General features: G+C 36.5%; 16 protein-coding genes. 10 read left to right on the top strand and 6 right to left on the bottom strand.

Annotated features, from left to right (window positions below):
* Positions 1-159 precede the first annotated feature (159 nt).
* A complete protein-coding gene (locus tag ADI76_RS09290) occupies positions 160-2,727 on the bottom strand; it encodes a YfhO family protein (protein WP_049516048.1) in 2,568 nt (855 codons plus the stop codon).
* A 49-nt stretch (positions 2,728-2,776) separates the two neighbouring features.
* Complete coding sequence (locus ADI76_RS09295) at positions 2,777-4,402, bottom strand: ATP-binding cassette domain-containing protein (protein ID WP_049486042.1); 1,626 nt, start codon at positions 4,400-4,402, stop codon at positions 2,777-2,779.
* A 205-nt stretch (positions 4,403-4,607) separates the two neighbouring features.
* On the opposite strand from ADI76_RS09295, the gene trpS reads away from it, so the two are divergent.
* On the top strand, positions 4,608-5,636 hold the full coding sequence (gene trpS / locus ADI76_RS09300) for a tryptophan--tRNA ligase (RefSeq protein ID WP_049516054.1): 1,029 nt from the start codon (positions 4,608-4,610) through the stop codon (positions 5,634-5,636).
* A gap of 143 nt (positions 5,637-5,779) precedes the next feature.
* On the top strand, positions 5,780-7,261 hold the full coding sequence (gene guaB / locus ADI76_RS09305; RefSeq protein ID WP_031574797.1) for an IMP dehydrogenase: 1,482 nt from the start codon (positions 5,780-5,782) through the stop codon (positions 7,259-7,261).
* A 45-nt stretch (positions 7,262-7,306) separates the two neighbouring features.
* On the opposite strand, the gene recF is transcribed toward guaB, so the two are convergent.
* Complete coding sequence (gene recF / locus ADI76_RS09310) at positions 7,307-8,401, bottom strand: DNA replication/repair protein RecF (RefSeq protein WP_049516056.1); 1,095 nt, start codon at positions 8,399-8,401, stop codon at positions 7,307-7,309.
* Complete coding sequence (yaaA, locus tag ADI76_RS09315; protein WP_049516058.1) at positions 8,401-8,763, bottom strand: S4 domain-containing protein YaaA; 363 nt, start codon at positions 8,761-8,763, stop codon at positions 8,401-8,403. Before yaaA ends, recF begins: the two co-directional genes overlap by 1 nt.
* A gap of 155 nt (positions 8,764-8,918) precedes the next feature.
* Here yaaA and yfmF point away from each other — a divergent pair, with 155 nt between their 5' ends.
* The 8 genes from yfmF (at position 8,919) to ADI76_RS09355 (ending at position 15,694) form a co-directional block, all read left to right on the top strand.
* Positions 8,919-10,166: an EF-P 5-aminopentanol modification-associated protein YfmF gene (gene yfmF, locus ADI76_RS09320; RefSeq protein ID WP_049516116.1), complete on the top strand. Its 1,248-nt coding sequence runs from the start codon at positions 8,919-8,921 to the stop codon at positions 10,164-10,166.
* A gap of 8 nt (positions 10,167-10,174) precedes the next feature.
* A complete protein-coding gene (gene yfmH / locus ADI76_RS09325; protein WP_049516059.1) occupies positions 10,175-11,449 on the top strand; it encodes an EF-P 5-aminopentanol modification-associated protein YfmH in 1,275 nt (424 codons plus the stop codon).
* Between the two features lie 26 nt (positions 11,450-11,475).
* Positions 11,476-11,883, top strand: coding sequence for a helix-turn-helix domain-containing protein (locus tag ADI76_RS09330; protein ID WP_049516061.1), 408 nt, complete (start codon positions 11,476-11,478; stop codon positions 11,881-11,883).
* A gap of 30 nt (positions 11,884-11,913) precedes the next feature.
* The gene (gene pgsA / locus ADI76_RS09335; protein ID WP_049516063.1) at positions 11,914-12,453 is read left to right on the top strand and encodes a CDP-diacylglycerol--glycerol-3-phosphate 3-phosphatidyltransferase; all 540 of its coding nucleotides are present in this window, start codon (positions 11,914-11,916) and stop codon (positions 12,451-12,453) included.
* Positions 12,454-13,278 (top strand): energy-coupling factor ABC transporter ATP-binding protein, encoded by an 825-nt coding sequence (locus ADI76_RS09340; protein ID WP_049516065.1) that lies wholly within the window; start codon positions 12,454-12,456, stop codon positions 13,276-13,278.
* Positions 13,263-14,105, top strand: coding sequence for an energy-coupling factor transporter ATPase (locus ADI76_RS09345; RefSeq protein ID WP_049516067.1), 843 nt, complete (start codon positions 13,263-13,265; stop codon positions 14,103-14,105). The genes ADI76_RS09340 and ADI76_RS09345 overlap by 16 nt, the downstream gene beginning before the upstream one ends.
* Complete coding sequence (locus ADI76_RS09350; protein WP_049516070.1) at positions 14,098-14,895, top strand: energy-coupling factor transporter transmembrane component T family protein; 798 nt, start codon at positions 14,098-14,100, stop codon at positions 14,893-14,895. Before ADI76_RS09345 ends, ADI76_RS09350 begins: the two co-directional genes overlap by 8 nt.
* Positions 14,896-15,052: 157 nt before the next feature.
* Entirely contained in the window at positions 15,053-15,694 is a 642-nt protein-coding gene (locus ADI76_RS09355; protein WP_023919985.1) for a LysM peptidoglycan-binding domain-containing protein, read from the top strand.
* 24 nt (positions 15,695-15,718) lie between these two features.
* Here the strand turns inward: ADI76_RS09355 and ADI76_RS09360 are convergent, their stop codons facing one another.
* Positions 15,719-16,348: an HAD hydrolase-like protein gene (locus ADI76_RS09360; RefSeq protein ID WP_049516073.1), complete on the bottom strand. Its 630-nt coding sequence runs from the start codon at positions 16,346-16,348 to the stop codon at positions 15,719-15,721.
* Between the two features lies 1 nt (position 16,349).
* Complete coding sequence (gene sdaAA, locus ADI76_RS09365) at positions 16,350-17,222, bottom strand: L-serine ammonia-lyase, iron-sulfur-dependent, subunit alpha (protein WP_049516076.1); 873 nt, start codon at positions 17,220-17,222, stop codon at positions 16,350-16,352.
* Positions 17,223-17,224 lie beyond the last annotated feature (2 nt).

Below are 17,224 nucleotides of genomic sequence, written 5' to 3' on the forward strand. Positions count from 1 at the left end.
TCAGTTGGTAGTAGCGCATGACTGTTAATCATGATGTCGTAGGTTCGAGTCCTACTGGCGGAGCTAGTATAGCACCCATTTGGGTGTTTTTTTGTTTTGAAAAAGGCTAGGATAATTGCTATCCTAGCCTTCTATTTATAAGAACGATAGTCATATTCCTTAGCTTTTTCGTCTTTTTATCTGTCTCCATTCGTAGAGAAAAAAGAGAACGATTCCAACGAAAAAGGCAATGAGTCCTTCAACGAAGCCTTGAGGAACAAATGTTAAAGTGACTGTTCCAGATCCTTTTGGAACACGAACTCCCATTAATCCTTTCTGGATACGATGAATGTGGATAGGTTTCCCATTTTGTTTAGCTGACCAGCCTTTATCATAAGGCAGTGTAAAAATCAGAGTAGTATCTCTATTTGCGTTATAGGCTGCCACCAATTTATTTTTCTTTTTGTGAATAGCAACTTCTTGCTGACGAATGGTGGTAATAGCTTGTATATATTGGTCGAGATTTAGAGCAAAAAATTCTGGTGTATCAAAGGAAACCGTCGAATTTTCTGGGAAACTCATACGAATAGTAACCGTTTCCTCTGTGTCAAAATAGCCAATCGAAAAGAATGGGAAGGCATTATCAATGGTATAGCGTTGGGTCTGTCCCTTGTAGTCGATTTCAATATCTTTTCGATCATCATTTGAAAAATGTAAATTTGGAACATTGACATACAGTTGACTATGGGCAGGAACCGTTACTTCATATTGAATACTTGCGTAGGATAGATGACTATCTTCTTCAATTTTTGCAGTTTGCAACGAAGATGTACTATTTTGTGAAGTAGGCGAGAGAATATTTAATTTCTTATAAAATTTATATTTTTTATCTGTGATTTGATGGATGAATCGTGTTTGATTATCAAGTGTTAAATTTGTAAAGGAAGCATTTTTATAAGTTTTTGCTGACAAAAAGGCGATTGGTAAGGCATATTCATTTTCTGAAAGTGAGACTCCACTTTTGGTTGCAATCTCTTTAAATCCAAATTTTTGAACAGGTTGTTTGCTCAAATTATAGCGAAAACCAAATAGACTATCCATTAAAATAGAATTATTTTGATACCGAAGATTGAGGTTGGTTCCTTCAGATTTAAATCCTAGTTTGTCCAATGTCGAGCTAGCATCCGTATTTCGTACAGATGAAAATTGAGAAATTCCATTATAACCATACTTCATGCTATCATTGCCTGTTTGTGGCTGTAGAATCTCAGTCCGATAATTTGAGTCAGTCTTTCCTCTTACTAAGGATTGGATAGCTTTTAAGTCGCGTTCGTAGGATGACCGAGAAGCAAAGACCCATTCATTCGCAATTCCTTCTATTTGATAATAACTATTCACCGATAATTCAAAGATGGAGAAAAAAAGGATTGAAAGATAGAAAAGTCTAGGCGGTATTTTTTTTAAGATAAAACCTAAACAGACTAAATAGAAGGCAATTAAAAATTCAAAAGTAACAATGAAATTGACAGCATCTAAAAATTTATAGTGACTGCTGAAAAGGACAGTTGCTCCAAATCCTAGAATAAGGAGGAAATTAGCAAGACTAAACCGAATCCAAGTGATCTCATCCATTCGATTTAGAACTTCTCCTGCCATTAGAATAATTGTCAAAGAAAAGATCCAAGAGTATCGATGAAGAAACATATTTGGCGCGTGCATACCTTGCCAAAGGAGATCTAATATTTGAAAACGAAAACTCAAAATAAGAATGGTCAATAGTATAAAGTAAGAAAGTTTCACGTGAAACTTGATCGACTTTACAAAGAAAAAGGTGATTGCTAGTAGCAGTGGAAATAGCCCTACGTAGATCATTGGAATGGATCCATATTTAGTAGTGTCAAAACTTCCAATGAAATTTTTTGCAAATACATCAAGATACCAACTTTTTTCTGTAAAGATACTGTCAACCTTTGAAAAATTTTCTCCATGAGTGCGTATATCTAAGAAGGTTGGATATAACATCACAAGACTTGTTATAACTGATAAAAGAGATACAATCACAAAATGGAAGAAACGTTTTCCAATTTCCTTTATGTTCCATGACAGTTGTGTCAAGTACCATAAAATGAGAAAAATAGACATCATAAACCCAAAATAATAATTTTGGATAAACAAGCTGGTTAAGCTGATAAAATAGAGAATCTCTCCCTCATTGTGAATTAATTTTTTGAATCCATAAAGAATCAATGGTGCTAAGATAAAAACATCTAGCCAAGTTTTAATTTCAATTTGACTAATGGCAAAGCTCATCAGAGCAAAGGATGTTGAAAGGGTAAGAACCAGGCTTCTAGGGATTTTAGAAAACATCCCATGTAGACTAATATAAGTACTCAGACCAATTGCACCAAATTTTAGAAGAGTGATGAGATAAATAGCATTCGGCATGGATTGTGCATTAAAGAAGTAGACAAGAGGAGAAAAGAAACTTCCTAGATAATAGCTACTGAGTGCATAGAAATTAATGCCTAATCCACTTTGAAAACTATAAAATAGGCTATCTGTCCCATGTAAAATATTTCGAAGTGTGGTATCAAAAATGACATACTGATGATAACCATCTCCTAATAATGGGGATGTATCACTGTTCCAGTAGATTCCTTGTGAGAGGTAAATACAGAACATCATGATAGCTGGAATCAGGAAAGAAGATACTATAAAAAGGGATGTTTTTAGCTTTGTTTTATTCATATATTTCTACTGAAAGAGCCTGAAATCATTATTTCAGGGCTCTTTATTTTTATGATTGACTCCAAAGTTCTTTCACTTTTGCTTGAACTTCTTCATTTTCAAGAAACTCATCATAGGTTTCATCAATGCGATCGATCACGCCGTTTTTTGAAAGAACGATAATATGGTTGGCGAGTGTTTGAATGAATTCGTGGTCATGGCTGGCAAAGATAATTGATTCTTTAAAATTCTTCAATCCATCATTCAAACTTGAAATGGACTCCAAATCCAAGTGATTGGTTGGATCATCTAGTACAAGAACGTTTGACTTAAGGAGCATCAATTTAGACAACATGACACGAACTTTTTCTCCTCCTGACAAGACGTTGACAGACTTGTTAACTTCGTCACCTGAAAAGAGCATCCGTCCTAAGAAACCACGAAGGAAAGTGTTGTCATCTTCTTCTTTACTTGCAAATTGACGAAGCCAATCAAGAATACTTTCACCACCAGCAAAATCTCGACTGTTGTCCTTGGGTAGATAAGAACGACTAGTTGTGACTCCCCACTTAACAGTTCCTTCATATTCAATATCATCCATCAATGCACGGATCAAAGCGGTTGTTTGAATATCGTTCTGTCCGATAAGAGCGGTTTTATCACCAGGACGTAAGATAAAGCTGATATTGTCAAGGATGGTTTCTCCATCAATCTTGACAGAAAGATTTTCTACTGTCAAGAGATCGTTACCGATTTCTCGTTCCGCCTTAAAGTTGATAAATGGGTACTTCCGGCTAGATGGAACAATTTCTTCTAACTCAATCTTGTCAAGCATTTTTTTACGAGATGTTGCTTGTTTTGATTTTGAAGCGTTGGCTGAGAATCGTGCGACAAACTCTTGCAATTGTTTAATTTTTTCTTCAGCTTTTGCGTTTCTATCTGCTTGTAATTTTGCTGCAAGTTCAGAAGATTCTTTCCAGAAATCATAGTTTCCGACGTAAAGTTTAATTTTTCCAAAGTCAAGATCTGCCATATGGGTGCAGACTTTATTCAAAAAGTGACGGTCATGGGATACAACGATAACCGTATTTTCAAAATCAATCAGAAAATCTTCTAACCAGGTAATGGATTGAATATCGAGACCGTTGGTTGGTTCGTCTAAAAGAAGGACATCTGGTTTACCAAAAAGTGCTTTAGCTAAGAGAACTTTCACTTTATCCCCGTTAGCTAACTCGCTCATCGTTTGATAATGAAGGTCTTCTGAAATATTTAGATTTTGAAGCAATTGAGATGCTTCACTTTCTGCTTCCCATCCACCGAGTTCGGCAAATTCACCTTCAAGTTCAGCTGCACGGACGCCGTCTTCATCAGAAAAATCTTCTTTCATGTAGATAGCATCTTTCTCTTTCATAATGTTGTAGAGCTTTTCATTTCCCATAATGACAACATCGATGACCCGTTCGTCTTCATAGTCAAAGTGATTTTGACGCAAAACGGACAAACGTTCATCAGGACCGAGAGAAATATGACCAGTTGTTGGTTCAATATCTCCAGCTAAAATTTTTAAAAAGGTTGATTTTCCAGCACCGTTGGCACCGATAAGACCGTATGTATTTCCTTCTGTAAAGTTGATATTGACATCGTCAAACAATTTTCGATCACTAAAACGTAGTGAGACGTCTGATACTGTAAGCAATGATATTCTCCTATTTCTATAATGTCTTCATTTTACTAGAAAATAGGGGAAAATTCAACTTTTTTAGTGTCAATTTATTTTTACAATTTTGTAAATTTAGTTGACAATATAGTAAAGTGTTATTTCGTCACAAACATAGAGGGAAGACTAACATTTTCAACTAGAAAGTGCTATAATGATAGGGATAACGATTAAGGAGAAGAGTATGACAAAACCCATCATTTTGACAGGAGATAGACCAACAGGAAAACTTCATATTGGCCACTATGTAGGTTCTTTAAAAAATCGCGTCTTGCTACAAAATAAAGACGAGTATAATATGTTTGTTTTCCTAGCAGACCAGCAAGCTTTGACAGACCATGCAAAAGATCCAAAAACGATTGTAGAATCTATTGGAAATGTTGCTTTAGATTATCTTGCTGCAGGATTGGATCCTGAAAAGGTTACGATTTTCATTCAAAGTCAGATTCCTGAATTGGCAGAATTGACTATGTATTATATGAATCTGGTATCTTTGGCACGACTTGAAAGAAACCCAACTGTAAAAACTGAGATTTCTCAAAAAGGTTTTGGTGAGAGTATTCCAACAGGATTTTTGGTATACCCTATTTCACAAGCAGCTGATATTACAGCATTTAAAGCAAATTTTGTTCCAGTAGGAAATGACCAAAAACCAATGATTGAACAAACTCGTGAGATTGTTCGTTCCTTTAACCATGCATACAACACAGATGCTTTGGTCGAACCAGAAGGAATTTATCCTGAAAATGAGGGAGCTGGTCGCTTACCTGGTTTAGATGGAAATGCTAAAATGTCTAAATCGTTGAATAATGGAATTTACCTAGCTGATGATGCAGATACTTTAAAGAAAAAAGTGATGAGTATGTATACTGATCCGGATCATATTAAAGTAGAGGATCCAGGAAAAATCGAAGGGAATATGGTATTTCATTACCTGGATGTATTTGGCCGTCCAGAAGATGCAGCTGAAATTGCAGAAATGAAAGAACATTATCAACGTGGTGGACTTGGTGATGTAAAGACCAAACGATATCTTTTAGAAATTTTAGATCGTGAATTAAGACCAATTCGTGAAAGACGCCTTGAGTTTGCAAAGGATATGGGGGAAGTTTACTCTATTCTTGAAAAAGGAAGTGAGCGCGCTCGAAATGTAGCAGCTCAAACACTGGATGAAGTAAAATCTGCGATGGGAATTACCTATTTTAAAAAATAAAACGACTTCAGTAATAGCGAACATTTCTTTACTGTTCATTGATAATTTACCAATAAATGATTGACAAATTACGATAGAATGGTATGATATTAACAATAAAAATTCGAGCCTTGCTCAAATAAAAAGAAAAGAGGATCCAGCTAATGTCTAATTGGGACACAAAGTTTTTAAAAAAAGGGTTTACATTCGATGACGTGCTTTTGATTCCAGCAGAAAGTCACGTATTACCTAATGATGCAGATTTAAGTACACAATTAGCAAGTAATTTACGCTTGAACATCCCAATCATTACTGCTGCTATGGATACAGTGACGGAAAGTCAAATGGCAATTGCAATGGCACGTGCTGGTGGACTTGGTGTGATCCATAAAAATATGTCAATTGAGCAACAGGCAGATGAAGTACGCAAAGTGAAACGTTCTGAAAATGGGGTTATTATTGATCCATTCTATTTGACACCTTCTCATACAATTGCAGAAGCAAATGAGTTGATGGGACGATACCGCATCAGTGGTGTTCCAGTTGTTGAAACACTTGAAAATCGTAAATTAGTTGGTATTCTTACCAATCGTGACTTGCGCTTTATTTCTGATTACAATCAACCTATTTCAAATCATATGACAAGTGAAAACTTGGTGACTGCACCAGTCGGTACTGATTTAGAAACCGCTGAACGGATTCTCCAAGAACACCGCATTGAAAAATTACCATTGATAGATGAAAATGGTCGTCTTTCTGGCTTGATTACAATCAAAGATATTGAAAAAGTTATTGAGTTTCCAAATGCGGCTAAGGATGAATTTGGTCGTTTGCTTGTGGCTGGTGCCGTAGGGGTTACTTCAGATACTTTTGAACGTGCAGAAGCTCTTTTTGAAGCTGGTGCAGATGCTATTGTCATCGATACTGCTCATGGACATTCTGCAGGTGTTCTTCGTAAGATCGCAGAAATTCGTGCTCACTTCCCAGATCGTACCTTGATTGCAGGAAATATTGCAACAGCTGAAGGTGCGCGTGCATTATTTGATGCAGGGGTAGACGTAGTTAAGGTTGGAATTGGTCCAGGATCAATCTGTACAACTCGTGTTGTTGCAGGGGTTGGTGTCCCTCAAGTTACTGCTATTTATGATGCAGCTGCTGTAGCTCGTGAATATGGAAAAACGATCATTGCTGATGGTGGTATCAAGTATTCAGGAGATATTGTCAAAGCACTCGCAGCTGGTGGAAATGCGGTTATGCTTGGCTCAATGCTTGCAGGTACAGATGAAGCACCAGGTGAAACAGAAATCTTCCAAGGTCGTAAATTTAAAACATACCGTGGTATGGGATCTATTGCAGCAATGAAGAAAGGTTCTAGCGACCGTTACTTCCAAGGATCTGTCAATGAAGCCAATAAATTGGTTCCTGAAGGAATTGAAGGACGCGTTGCTTATAAAGGTTCTGTAGCAGATATGGTCTTCCAAATGATCGGTGGTATTCGTTCAGGTATGGGTTATGTTGGTGCAGCAACCATTCAAGATTTACATGATCATGCACAATTTGTTGAAATGAGTGGCGCAGGATTGAAAGAAAGTCATCCTCATGATGTGCAAATTACAAACGAAGCTCCTAACTACTCGGCACAATAAATTTACAAAAATGTAAATATAATTAACAACACCTTGACAATATTGTCAAGGTGTTGTTTTGATATGGCCAGCTTGAACAGTAAAAATTTTCAACTCTTCAGGCAGTTCTTTTAAATGATCGAGAGTTGTCGTTGTAATAAATGTCTGAATATTATTAGAGATGGTTTCAAGTAATTGAAGTTGACGATAATTGTCAAGTTCACTCATGACATCGTCAAGTAATAAAATAGGCTTTTCTCTTGTGATTTCTTCCATCAATTCGATTTCTGCTAATTTTAGAGAAAGAACAACACTTCGATGCTGACCTTGACTGCCAAAGGTAGCATTCATATTATTGATAAAAAATGCCAAGTCATCCCTGTGAGGTCCAATACTTGTTGTTTTCCTAAAAATATCCTTCTGACGATTTTTTTCCAACATATAGAGAAACTGCTCCTCTATATCATTTACTTCTTCAGAAAAAACAGTTGACTGATATTGAATTGATAGGTCTTCTTTGTTGTTAGAAAGTCGAGTGTGTTTTTCATTTGCTTTAGCTTCTAATTTTTTTATAAAATCAAGTCGATGATGAATGACGCGACTTCCAAAACTAGCTAGTTGTGAATCTAACACCTCCAAAAATGTAGCATCAATTTTTTCTGAATTTTTTAGGTAACTATTTCTTTGTTTGAGAACATGGTTGTATTGAGATAAGTCGGATAAGTAGATAGGTTTCATCTGACCTAATTCAATGTCAATAAACTTTCGACGTCCTGCAGGTGATCCTTTGATCAGTTGCAAATCTTCGGGTGCGAAAAGTACAACATTCATATGGCCAATATAGTTCGATAATTTGGCTTGTTTTAAATGATTTACCTTAGTTATCCGACCTTTTGGTGTCAAGGAAATTTCTAATGGAAGTGGGCCAGTTTCCCTTTGTAATTGACCAGAAACTTTAAAATCAGTGGATTCAAAATAGATAAGATCTCTATCATTTCTTGTTCGATGACTTCTAGTTAAAGCCAGAAAATAAATTGATTCGAGAATATTGGTCTTCCCTTGAGCATTTTGACCTAAGAAAATATTTAATCCAGGATGAAAATCGACTTCAAGTTCTTGATAATTACGAAAATGTTGAATGGATAACTGTTTTAACCACATTACGAGATACCAGGAAAGCGAATCGCTTTTTCCTTTTTGTTAATCTTTGTCGATTCTTTCTTTTGTTGTTGATTGAGCTGCTTGACAAGTTTAGCAACACGTTCCTTTTCTTCCCTTTCTTTGAGATGCTCTTCTATTTCCTCTTGAGAAGGTCCGAGAATGGTGATAGTCATGTTCAGTTCAGGGATGTCAATTTGATCATTGACACGAAGTTTACGGCCTCTCCGTTGTTCTAATTCACCATTAACAAAGACTTCTTTTTCTTGAAGAAAGGTTTTGATTGCACCACCGCTCTGTATAATACCAAGTTCTTTTAAGATAGCTTGCAATGTAATAAAGTCATCAAATAATTTGTAATTCATAGTTCACCTCTTTGCGTGTTATTATACCATATTTTTAGTTTATCTAGGGTAGAGAATGTTGTGTGATTTGAGCAGCTTTTTCACAGTTTGAATTAGGATTTTAGTGTGATTTCGTGTTATAATGAAAGTTACTATTGAATAGAACGAGGATGAAAATGGAATTAGTAAAGGGCGTGAATCTTCACTTTCTTCAATCAAAAAAATTTAAAACCAATAAAATTAAGGTCCGTTTTTCATCGCCATTAGATGAAAATACCGTGGCTGCGCGTGTTTTAGTAGCCTGTATGATGGAAACTGCAAATCAAAAATATCCAACTTCTCAATTATTCCGTGAAAAATTAGCGAGTCTATACGGGGTAGAATTGTCAACCTCAGTCTCTAAGAGGGGGCGTGTTCATTATGTTGATTTGAATATTTCCTTTGTGCGCGATGATTTTTTGAGCAAAAAAAATGTTCTTACTGATGAGGTTTTGGACATTATAGAAATCATCTTCTTTTCACCTTTGGTAGTAGCAGATTACTTTGACAGTGATACATTTGAGGTTGAAAAGAAAAATACGATTTCCGATTTGGAGTCGGAAATTGAAGAGCCTTATTATTATGCCCATGGGCAATTGAATCAACTATTTTTTGAAGACGAAACAATAGGGATGTCAAGATTGGGAAAAGTTGATTTAGTGAGACAAGAGACAGGTCAAACTTCTCTTTCACAGTTTCATCAGATGCTTCAATTCGATAACATTGACTTCTTTTTCATAGGCGATTTTAATGAAGTCGCTATTGTAGATCGAGTGAATAGTTTTGAATTCAAGCCACGTGATAATCATTTATCTGTCAACTATCAACAACCTTTTACAAATATCGTTAGAGAAAAGTTAGAGCAAAAACACAATCAACAATCTATTTTAGAATTAGGTTACCATTTCTCTACCCAATATGGAGACCCTCTCCATATTCCACTTGTTGTATTGAATGGGATGCTGGGAGCATTCTCACATTCAAGACTTTTTCAAACAATTCGTGAGAAAGAAGGTCTCGCTTACACCATCTCTAGCCATTTTGATATTTTCACAGGCTTTATGAGAGTTTTTGCAGGTATCGATAAGGAATCTCGTACTAAAGTAATGACCTTGATTATGCGACAGTTGAATGATTTAAAACGAGGTAAGTTTACAGATTCAGAGCTTCGATTGACAAAAGAAATGTTGGTGAATACGACCTTATTAGCACAGGATCGACAAAATACCTTGATTGAAAGGGAATATCTGAAAACGATCCTAGGAACGAAGGTACTTCCCTTAGAAGAATGGTTAGAATCCATCAATAAGGTTAGTAGAGAGGAAATTATTGAAACGGCAAAAACAATTAATTTACAGTCTGTTTATTTTATGGAAGGAAAGTAGTGTAAAGATTGAAAATTAAAGAAAAATATTATGAATCAGTTGGTGAGCAGGTTTACTTTACACGCTTGTCAAATGGGTTGACCATTCATTTAGTTCCAAAAGAAGATTATTATGAAACTTATGGGATGATCACAACTAAGTTTGGTTCAGTGGACACACGAATTCTAGTGAATGGGGATGAAAGAAAATATCCTGCAGGAATTGCTCATTTTCTAGAACATAAAGTGTTCGAAGATGAAAAAGGCCAAGATTATCTAAAAAAATTCGTTCATTTAGGATCGGAAAGCAATGCCTTTACAAGCTTTACAAAGACAAGTTATCTTTTCTCAACAACTTCAAAAGTCCCTGAAAATATTCAATTGTTATTGGAGATGGTTTCAAAAGCTTCCTTTACAGAAAAATCTGTATCTAAGGAAAGAGAAATCATTCAACAAGAGATTGGAATGTATCAAGATAGTCCAGACTATCGATTGTTTTTTGGTGCTTTAGAAAATTTATATCCTGGGACACCGTTAGCAGATGATATTGCTGGGACGAGGGAGTCTATCTCTAACATTACAATAGATAATCTCCGTGAAAACTTTGACCTATTCTATCATCCCTCTCAAATGCACTTATTAGTGATTGGAAATTTTGATGTTGATGAAGTATTGCAAGTAGTAAAGGAATATGATCTGACTCCTCCTCATCCTTCTATTGAGTTAGAACGTTTTCCTGTAGAAAAAAATGAAGTAAAATTGAATCAATCCTGTAGAATGGAAGTTGCTACTCCTAAGTTGGCAATTGGAATTCGAGGAAATGATATCATTAAGGAAGAGGAAAAATTTCGCTATAAATTAATGTTAAAATTACTATTTTCGATGATGTTTGGTTGGACCTCACAACGGTTTCAAAGTTTATATGAAGCTGGGAAAATTGACAACTCATTGACACTTGAAGTCGAGGTTGAGGAATTGTTTCATTTCGTCGTCTTGACAATGGATACTCAAGAACCGGTCTCCTTATCTCATCAATTTAGATCAGCTATTAAACAATTTGATAAGGATCCGGATGTGAATCAGGAACATTTAGATACGATTAAAAGCGAAATGTTTGGTGATTTCTTACAAGGTTTAAATTCGCTTGAGTATAGTGCAACTCAGTTTGAATATTTTTCAGACGGTAGCACTTCTTATGATCTTCCAAAGATTTTACAAGGTATTAGTTTACAAGATATCATCAAATTAGGTCGTCAGTTCATCGACCAGGCTGAAATGGTTGACTATATGATTTTTCAAAAGTAGTAAACAATGTATCAAGAAGGGAAAACATGAAGAAGAGAACGATTGGTCAAGTGTTAAGATTGTCAAGAGTAAATTTACACTTAAGTTTACAGGATGTTTCAAATAAGACAGCCATCGAAATTCCTTATATAGAAGCGTTGGAAAACGATGAGTTTGATCTATTACCGAGTCCCTTTTACGCCCAGATCTATCTTAAAAAGTTAGCATGGGCTTTGGGATTAGATGAGTCCATCCTATTGACAGCTTTTCGTGAAGGAAAAGAATTGTTATTTGATGAAGAAATACTTGTAGATGACGAGGAGCTTCATTCAAGAAAATTAAGGCAGAAAACAAGCTGGTTACCAATCCTGTATTATCTGCTAGTTAGCTTTGCCATTCTTACTTTTGTGATTTATATCGTATATTTTTATGAGTTTACAGCATCTGTAAAATAGATGTAAAGATAGTTTATTTTTGGAGGAAATATGAAAAAAGAAAATATTCCTAATGCATTGACATTAATTCGAGTTGTAATGATTCCTATTTTTATTGCCATTTTAAGTTTAACTCACTCTTATCTAGGACATATTGTAGCAGCAGTTATTTTTGCAATTGCAAGTATTACAGATTATTTAGATGGCTTCCTTGCACGAAAATGGAATGTAGTTAGTAATTTTGGGAAATTTGCCGATCCAATGGCAGATAAATTATTGGTCATGTCAGCCTTTATCATGATGATTGAATTAAAGATGGTCCCTGCTTGGATTGCAGCCGTTATCATTTGTCGTGAGTTAGCTGTCACTGGTTTGCGTCTTCTACTTGTTGAGACAGGTGGTACAGTTTTGGCTGCAGCCATGCCTGGTAAAATTAAGACCTTTAGCCAAATGTTTGCTATTATCTTTTTGCTTTGTCATTGGACCCTTCCAGGGCAAGTATTACTTTATATCGCACTGATTTTTACAATTTATTCTGGTTACGACTACTTTAAAGGAAGTAGCTATCTCTTTAAAGACACATTCAAATAAATGAAACATATTATAGAGCTAAAAAATGTATCCTTTCGATACGATAAAACAATAGAAGAGTATCAAATTGACACTGTTTCGTTTCACGTGAAACAAGGGGAGTGGCTTTCAATTGTTGGGCACAATGGTAGTGGGAAATCTACCGTTGTACGCTTGATGGATGGTCTTTTAGAACCTGAGTCTGGTGAGATTTATATTGATGGGCAACAGTTGACTCGTGAAACTATATGGCAAATCCGCAGTAAAATTGGGATTGTATTTCAGAATCCGGACAATCAATTTGTCGGTGCAACAGTGGAAGATGATGTCGCCTTTGGCTTGGAAAACCAAGGAATTCCACGGGAAGAAATGATTCAACGTGTAGAGAAGGCTATTGACCAAGTAGGCATGCTAGAGTTTAAAGATCGGGAACCTTCTCGATTGTCGGGTGGTCAAAAACAACGAGTAGCCATAGCGGGTATTATTGCCTTGCGACCAACTATTATTATCCTTGATGAAGCAACTAGTATGTTAGATCCAGAAGGCCGAGAGGATTTAATGGCAGTAATGCGGGAACTCCAGAAAAAGTTTCAATTAACGATTATCTCCATTACTCATGATTTAACTGAAATCGCCCTAAGTGATCGAACCCTAGTGTTTCAAAAAGGAACATTAGAGTCTTCCATGACGCCGAGGGAATTGTTTTCAAGAAATGATCTGCACGAGATTGGACTGGATAAGCCTTTTAGTAAACAAGTCCAAGAATCTCTGAGCTCGCATTTCCTGCTAAAACAGGATTATTTAACAGAAAGTGAGTTATTAGACCAACTATGGGAATTTCTTTAAAGAATGTCTATTATACTTATCAAGAGGGAAGTCCTTTTGAAGGACAAGCGCTTTCTGACGTCACTTTGGAAATACAGGATGGCTCTTATACTGCCATCATTGGACATACTGGTAGTGGCAAGTCCACTTTGTTACAATTACTAAATGGTTTACTTCGTCCGACTGAAGGAATGATTCAATTCGATGATTTTGTTTTAGATAATCATTCTGAGCCAAAAGAAATGAAGTACTTAAGAAAAAAAGTTGGCTTAGTTTTTCAATTTCCAGAGAGTCAGTTATTTGCAGAAACTGTTCTAGCTGATGTAGCTTTTGGACCACAAAATTTTGGGGTACCTAAGGACAAAGCGGAGGAAATAGCCAAAGAAAAATTAGCGATCGTTGGTTTAGAAGAGTCTATCTATGATAAAAGTCCATTTGAATTATCTGGTGGACAAATGAGGCGGGTTGCGATTGCGGGTATTTTAGCCATAGAGCCAGAGATTTTAGTATTGGACGAGCCAACAGCAGGCCTAGATCCTGCTGGGAGAAAGGAATTGATGGCGCTGTTTGAGACGTTGCATAAAAATGGGATGACTCTTGTTTTGGTGTCTCATACAATGGATGATGTAGCAAACTTTGCTGATACTGTATTTGCTTTGGAAGCGGGAAAACTTGTCCTAAACGGATCCCCAAGGGAAGTGTTTCAACAGGTTGATTATTTACAAAAACTTCAATTAGGAGTCCCACAAATTACGAATTTTGCTCTTCAATTGAAAAAAAGGGGGCTTCCTCTAGACAGACTACCAATCAAAATTGAGGAACTAAAGGAGCTGTTACTTCATGAATAATATGATTTTAGGACGGTATATCCCTGGAAATTCCATCATTCATCAACTGGATCCTCGTGGGAAGTTGCTCTCAATGTTTTTGTTCATTTTTCTTCTTTTTTGGGCCAATAACTTGCAGACCAATATTCTGCTCTTTGGTTTCATCTTTGTTTTAATGTATTTAACGAGGATTTCGGTTAGTTTTTATGTCAAAGGCTTAAAATCAATGATTTTTATCATTGCGTTTACAACTATTTTTCAATTATTTGCGACCTCTCAAGGAACAATTTTATATCACTGGTGGTTTTTTAAATTAACCGACCAAGGATTGATACAGGCCGCCATCATATTTTGTAGATTTATTTTAATCATTTTTTATTCGACAATTTTAACCGTGACAACGACACCATTAAGTTTAGCAGATGCTGTTGAAAAGATCCTTACACCATTAAAAATTATTAAAGTTCCGGCTCATGAGATTGGGCTAATGCTATCTATGAGTTTGCGTTTTGTTCCAACATTAGTAGATGATACGAATCGAATCATGAATGCGCAAAGGGCGCGTGGTGTTGATTTTGGAGAGGGAAATTTATTAAAAAGAATTCGTTCTTTTATTCCGATCCTTATTCCTTTATTTGCTTCTAGCTTTAAACGTGCAGATGCACTAGCGATCGCAATGGAAGCGAGAGGGTACAAAGGGGGTGAAGGACGAACACGTTATCGGAGTCTACAGTGGGGAGTGAAAGATACTCTAGCATTGTTTATTATTCTGTGCCTCATGGGGTTGATTTTTTATCTAAAAAATGGATAGAGCTAGTTGTATTGGTTCAAAAATAAGGAAAAAGCGCTAAACAAAGCGCTTTTTACATTAAATTCACATATTCTTGTAACATTTGTAATATATTCTACAATAAACTGTAACATTTTGTGTGTATGATAGAATTATGTTCGAAAGGAGAATAGAATTCATGAACAGTAAAAAGTTCCAATGGACAGTCACTTCCTTACTTTCAGCAGCATCGCTTTTCATTTCTGGTATTGCTACAGTGAATGCTGAAACTTACGAAGTGAAGTCTGGAGATACTCTATCAAAAATTGCATTAGAAAATAACACTTCAGTAGAAAATATTATTGCATCTAACAATTTGACCAATGAAGATTTGATCTATGCAGGACAAATTATTGAGTTAGGTGAGCGTTCAAAATCTATGATTGATAAAGTTGCTCCACAAGAGCAAGCGAAACCTGCTGAAAGTGCACCTGCAGCAGCACAAACTGCTCAAAAACAAACAACTTATGCAGCAAATGCTGCAGTGACTTCTGCACAATCAACAAATGGTGGAATTGTTCTATCAAATGGAAATACTGCTGGGGAACAAGGTTCTTATGCAGCTGCTCGTATGGCTGAAATGACTGGTGTACCTGCTTCTACTTGGGAAGCAATTATTGCCCGTGAATCAAATGGTCAAGTAAATGCAGCAAATGCTTCTGGTGCAAGTGGTTTATTCCAAACAATGCCAGGTTGGGGTTCAACTGCAACAGTTGATGATCAAATCCAGGCAGCATATAATGCATACAGCTCTCAAGGTTTGTCAGCTTGGGGTTATTAAAAAATAGGTTTACAATTTGTAAACCTATTTTTTTAATGTCTCTAGGATTTCAAGTGGAGAATGACAAATAAAATCAGGTGAGTAAAGAAGTAGCTCTTCAAGATCTCCAAATCCCCAAGAGACTGCCATAGTTTTTATTCCAATTGTTTGACCTCCAATGAGGTCAAATTTTGTATCTCCAATAATGACTGTTTCCTCTTTTGGAAGATCATTGATTGACAAGGCGTATCGAATGACATCGGCTTTGTGGATACGATCTGAATTGGATCCATAAATTCCTTTAAAGTATTTAGCGATACCTAAATCTTGACACATCTGTAAAGCAACTGGTTCATGTTTTGAAGTCGTTACATAAAGGGGAATGTTTTCGTCTTGTAATGTTTTCAAAGCTTCTACGATCTGAGGAAACAGAGTTGATTTGTATTGACCTTTTTCATGGTAATACTGACGATAAATAGTTACAGCTTGATCTACCAAAGCTTCAGGAAGAGTAGCTTCAAAACTAGAAATCAAAGGTGGTCCCATAAAACTTCGGATGGTTTTAAGATCGGGTTGAGGAACCTTCAAGGTATCGAATGTATGTTGAAAGCTCTCTGTAATTCCCTTGGAACTGTCAACTAATGTTCCGTCTAAGTCAAAAAATAAGGCTTGCATGTTATTCTCCAAATATCTCTTTTTGTAATCTTCGACCGGTTGGTGTTGCTGCCAATCCTCCTTCAGCTGTTTCTCTAAAGGCAGTTGGAAGACTGGAACCAACTTGATACATGGCGTCAATAACTTCATCAACAGGTATTTTTGATTCAATGCCTGCTAAGGCCATATCAGCAGCAACGAAGGCATAGCTGGCTCCCATTGCGTTTCGTTTGACACATGGGACTTCCACAAGCCCTGCTACTGGATCACAAATGAGCCCAAGCATGTTTTTGATGACAAAACAGACCGCTTGACTCGCTTGATAAGGAGTTCCCCCAGCAGCTAGTGTTAATGCAGCCGCGCTCATAGCTGAAGCAGAACCGACTTCTGCTTGACAACCACCTTCTGCACCTGAAATAGAAGCATTATTGGCGATCACTAACCCAAAAGCCCCAGCTGTTAGTAGAAAATCTAATTGTTGCTGACGGTTTAACCCTAATTTTTGAGTTGCAGCAGTGAGAACTGCAGGAAGACAGCCAGCAGATCCTGCAGTGGGTGTTGCACAGACCAGCCCCATTTTAGCATTGTGTTCGTTGACAGCGATAGCATTCTTCGCTGCGGTTAAGACGGTCAAGTCAGATAAAGTTTTTCCTGATTTGATATAACGATCTAATTTTGTCGCATCTCCACCAGTTAATCCACTACGAGAGTGATTTTCATTTAACCCTAACCTTACAGAATCAATCATCACTTCTAAATTACGGGTCATTAATCGGAGGACTTCTTCGCGTTCACGACCAGTTAGTTCAAATTCAGTTGCAATCATTAACTCTGCGACGTTTCCTTCGTATTGCGTGCTTGCTTGTTCTACGAGGTCTACAATTGAATAAAACATAC

Source organism: Streptococcus parasanguinis, from assembly GCF_001074805.1.
GTDB classification, from domain to species: domain Bacteria; phylum Bacillota; class Bacilli; order Lactobacillales; family Streptococcaceae; genus Streptococcus; species Streptococcus parasanguinis_A.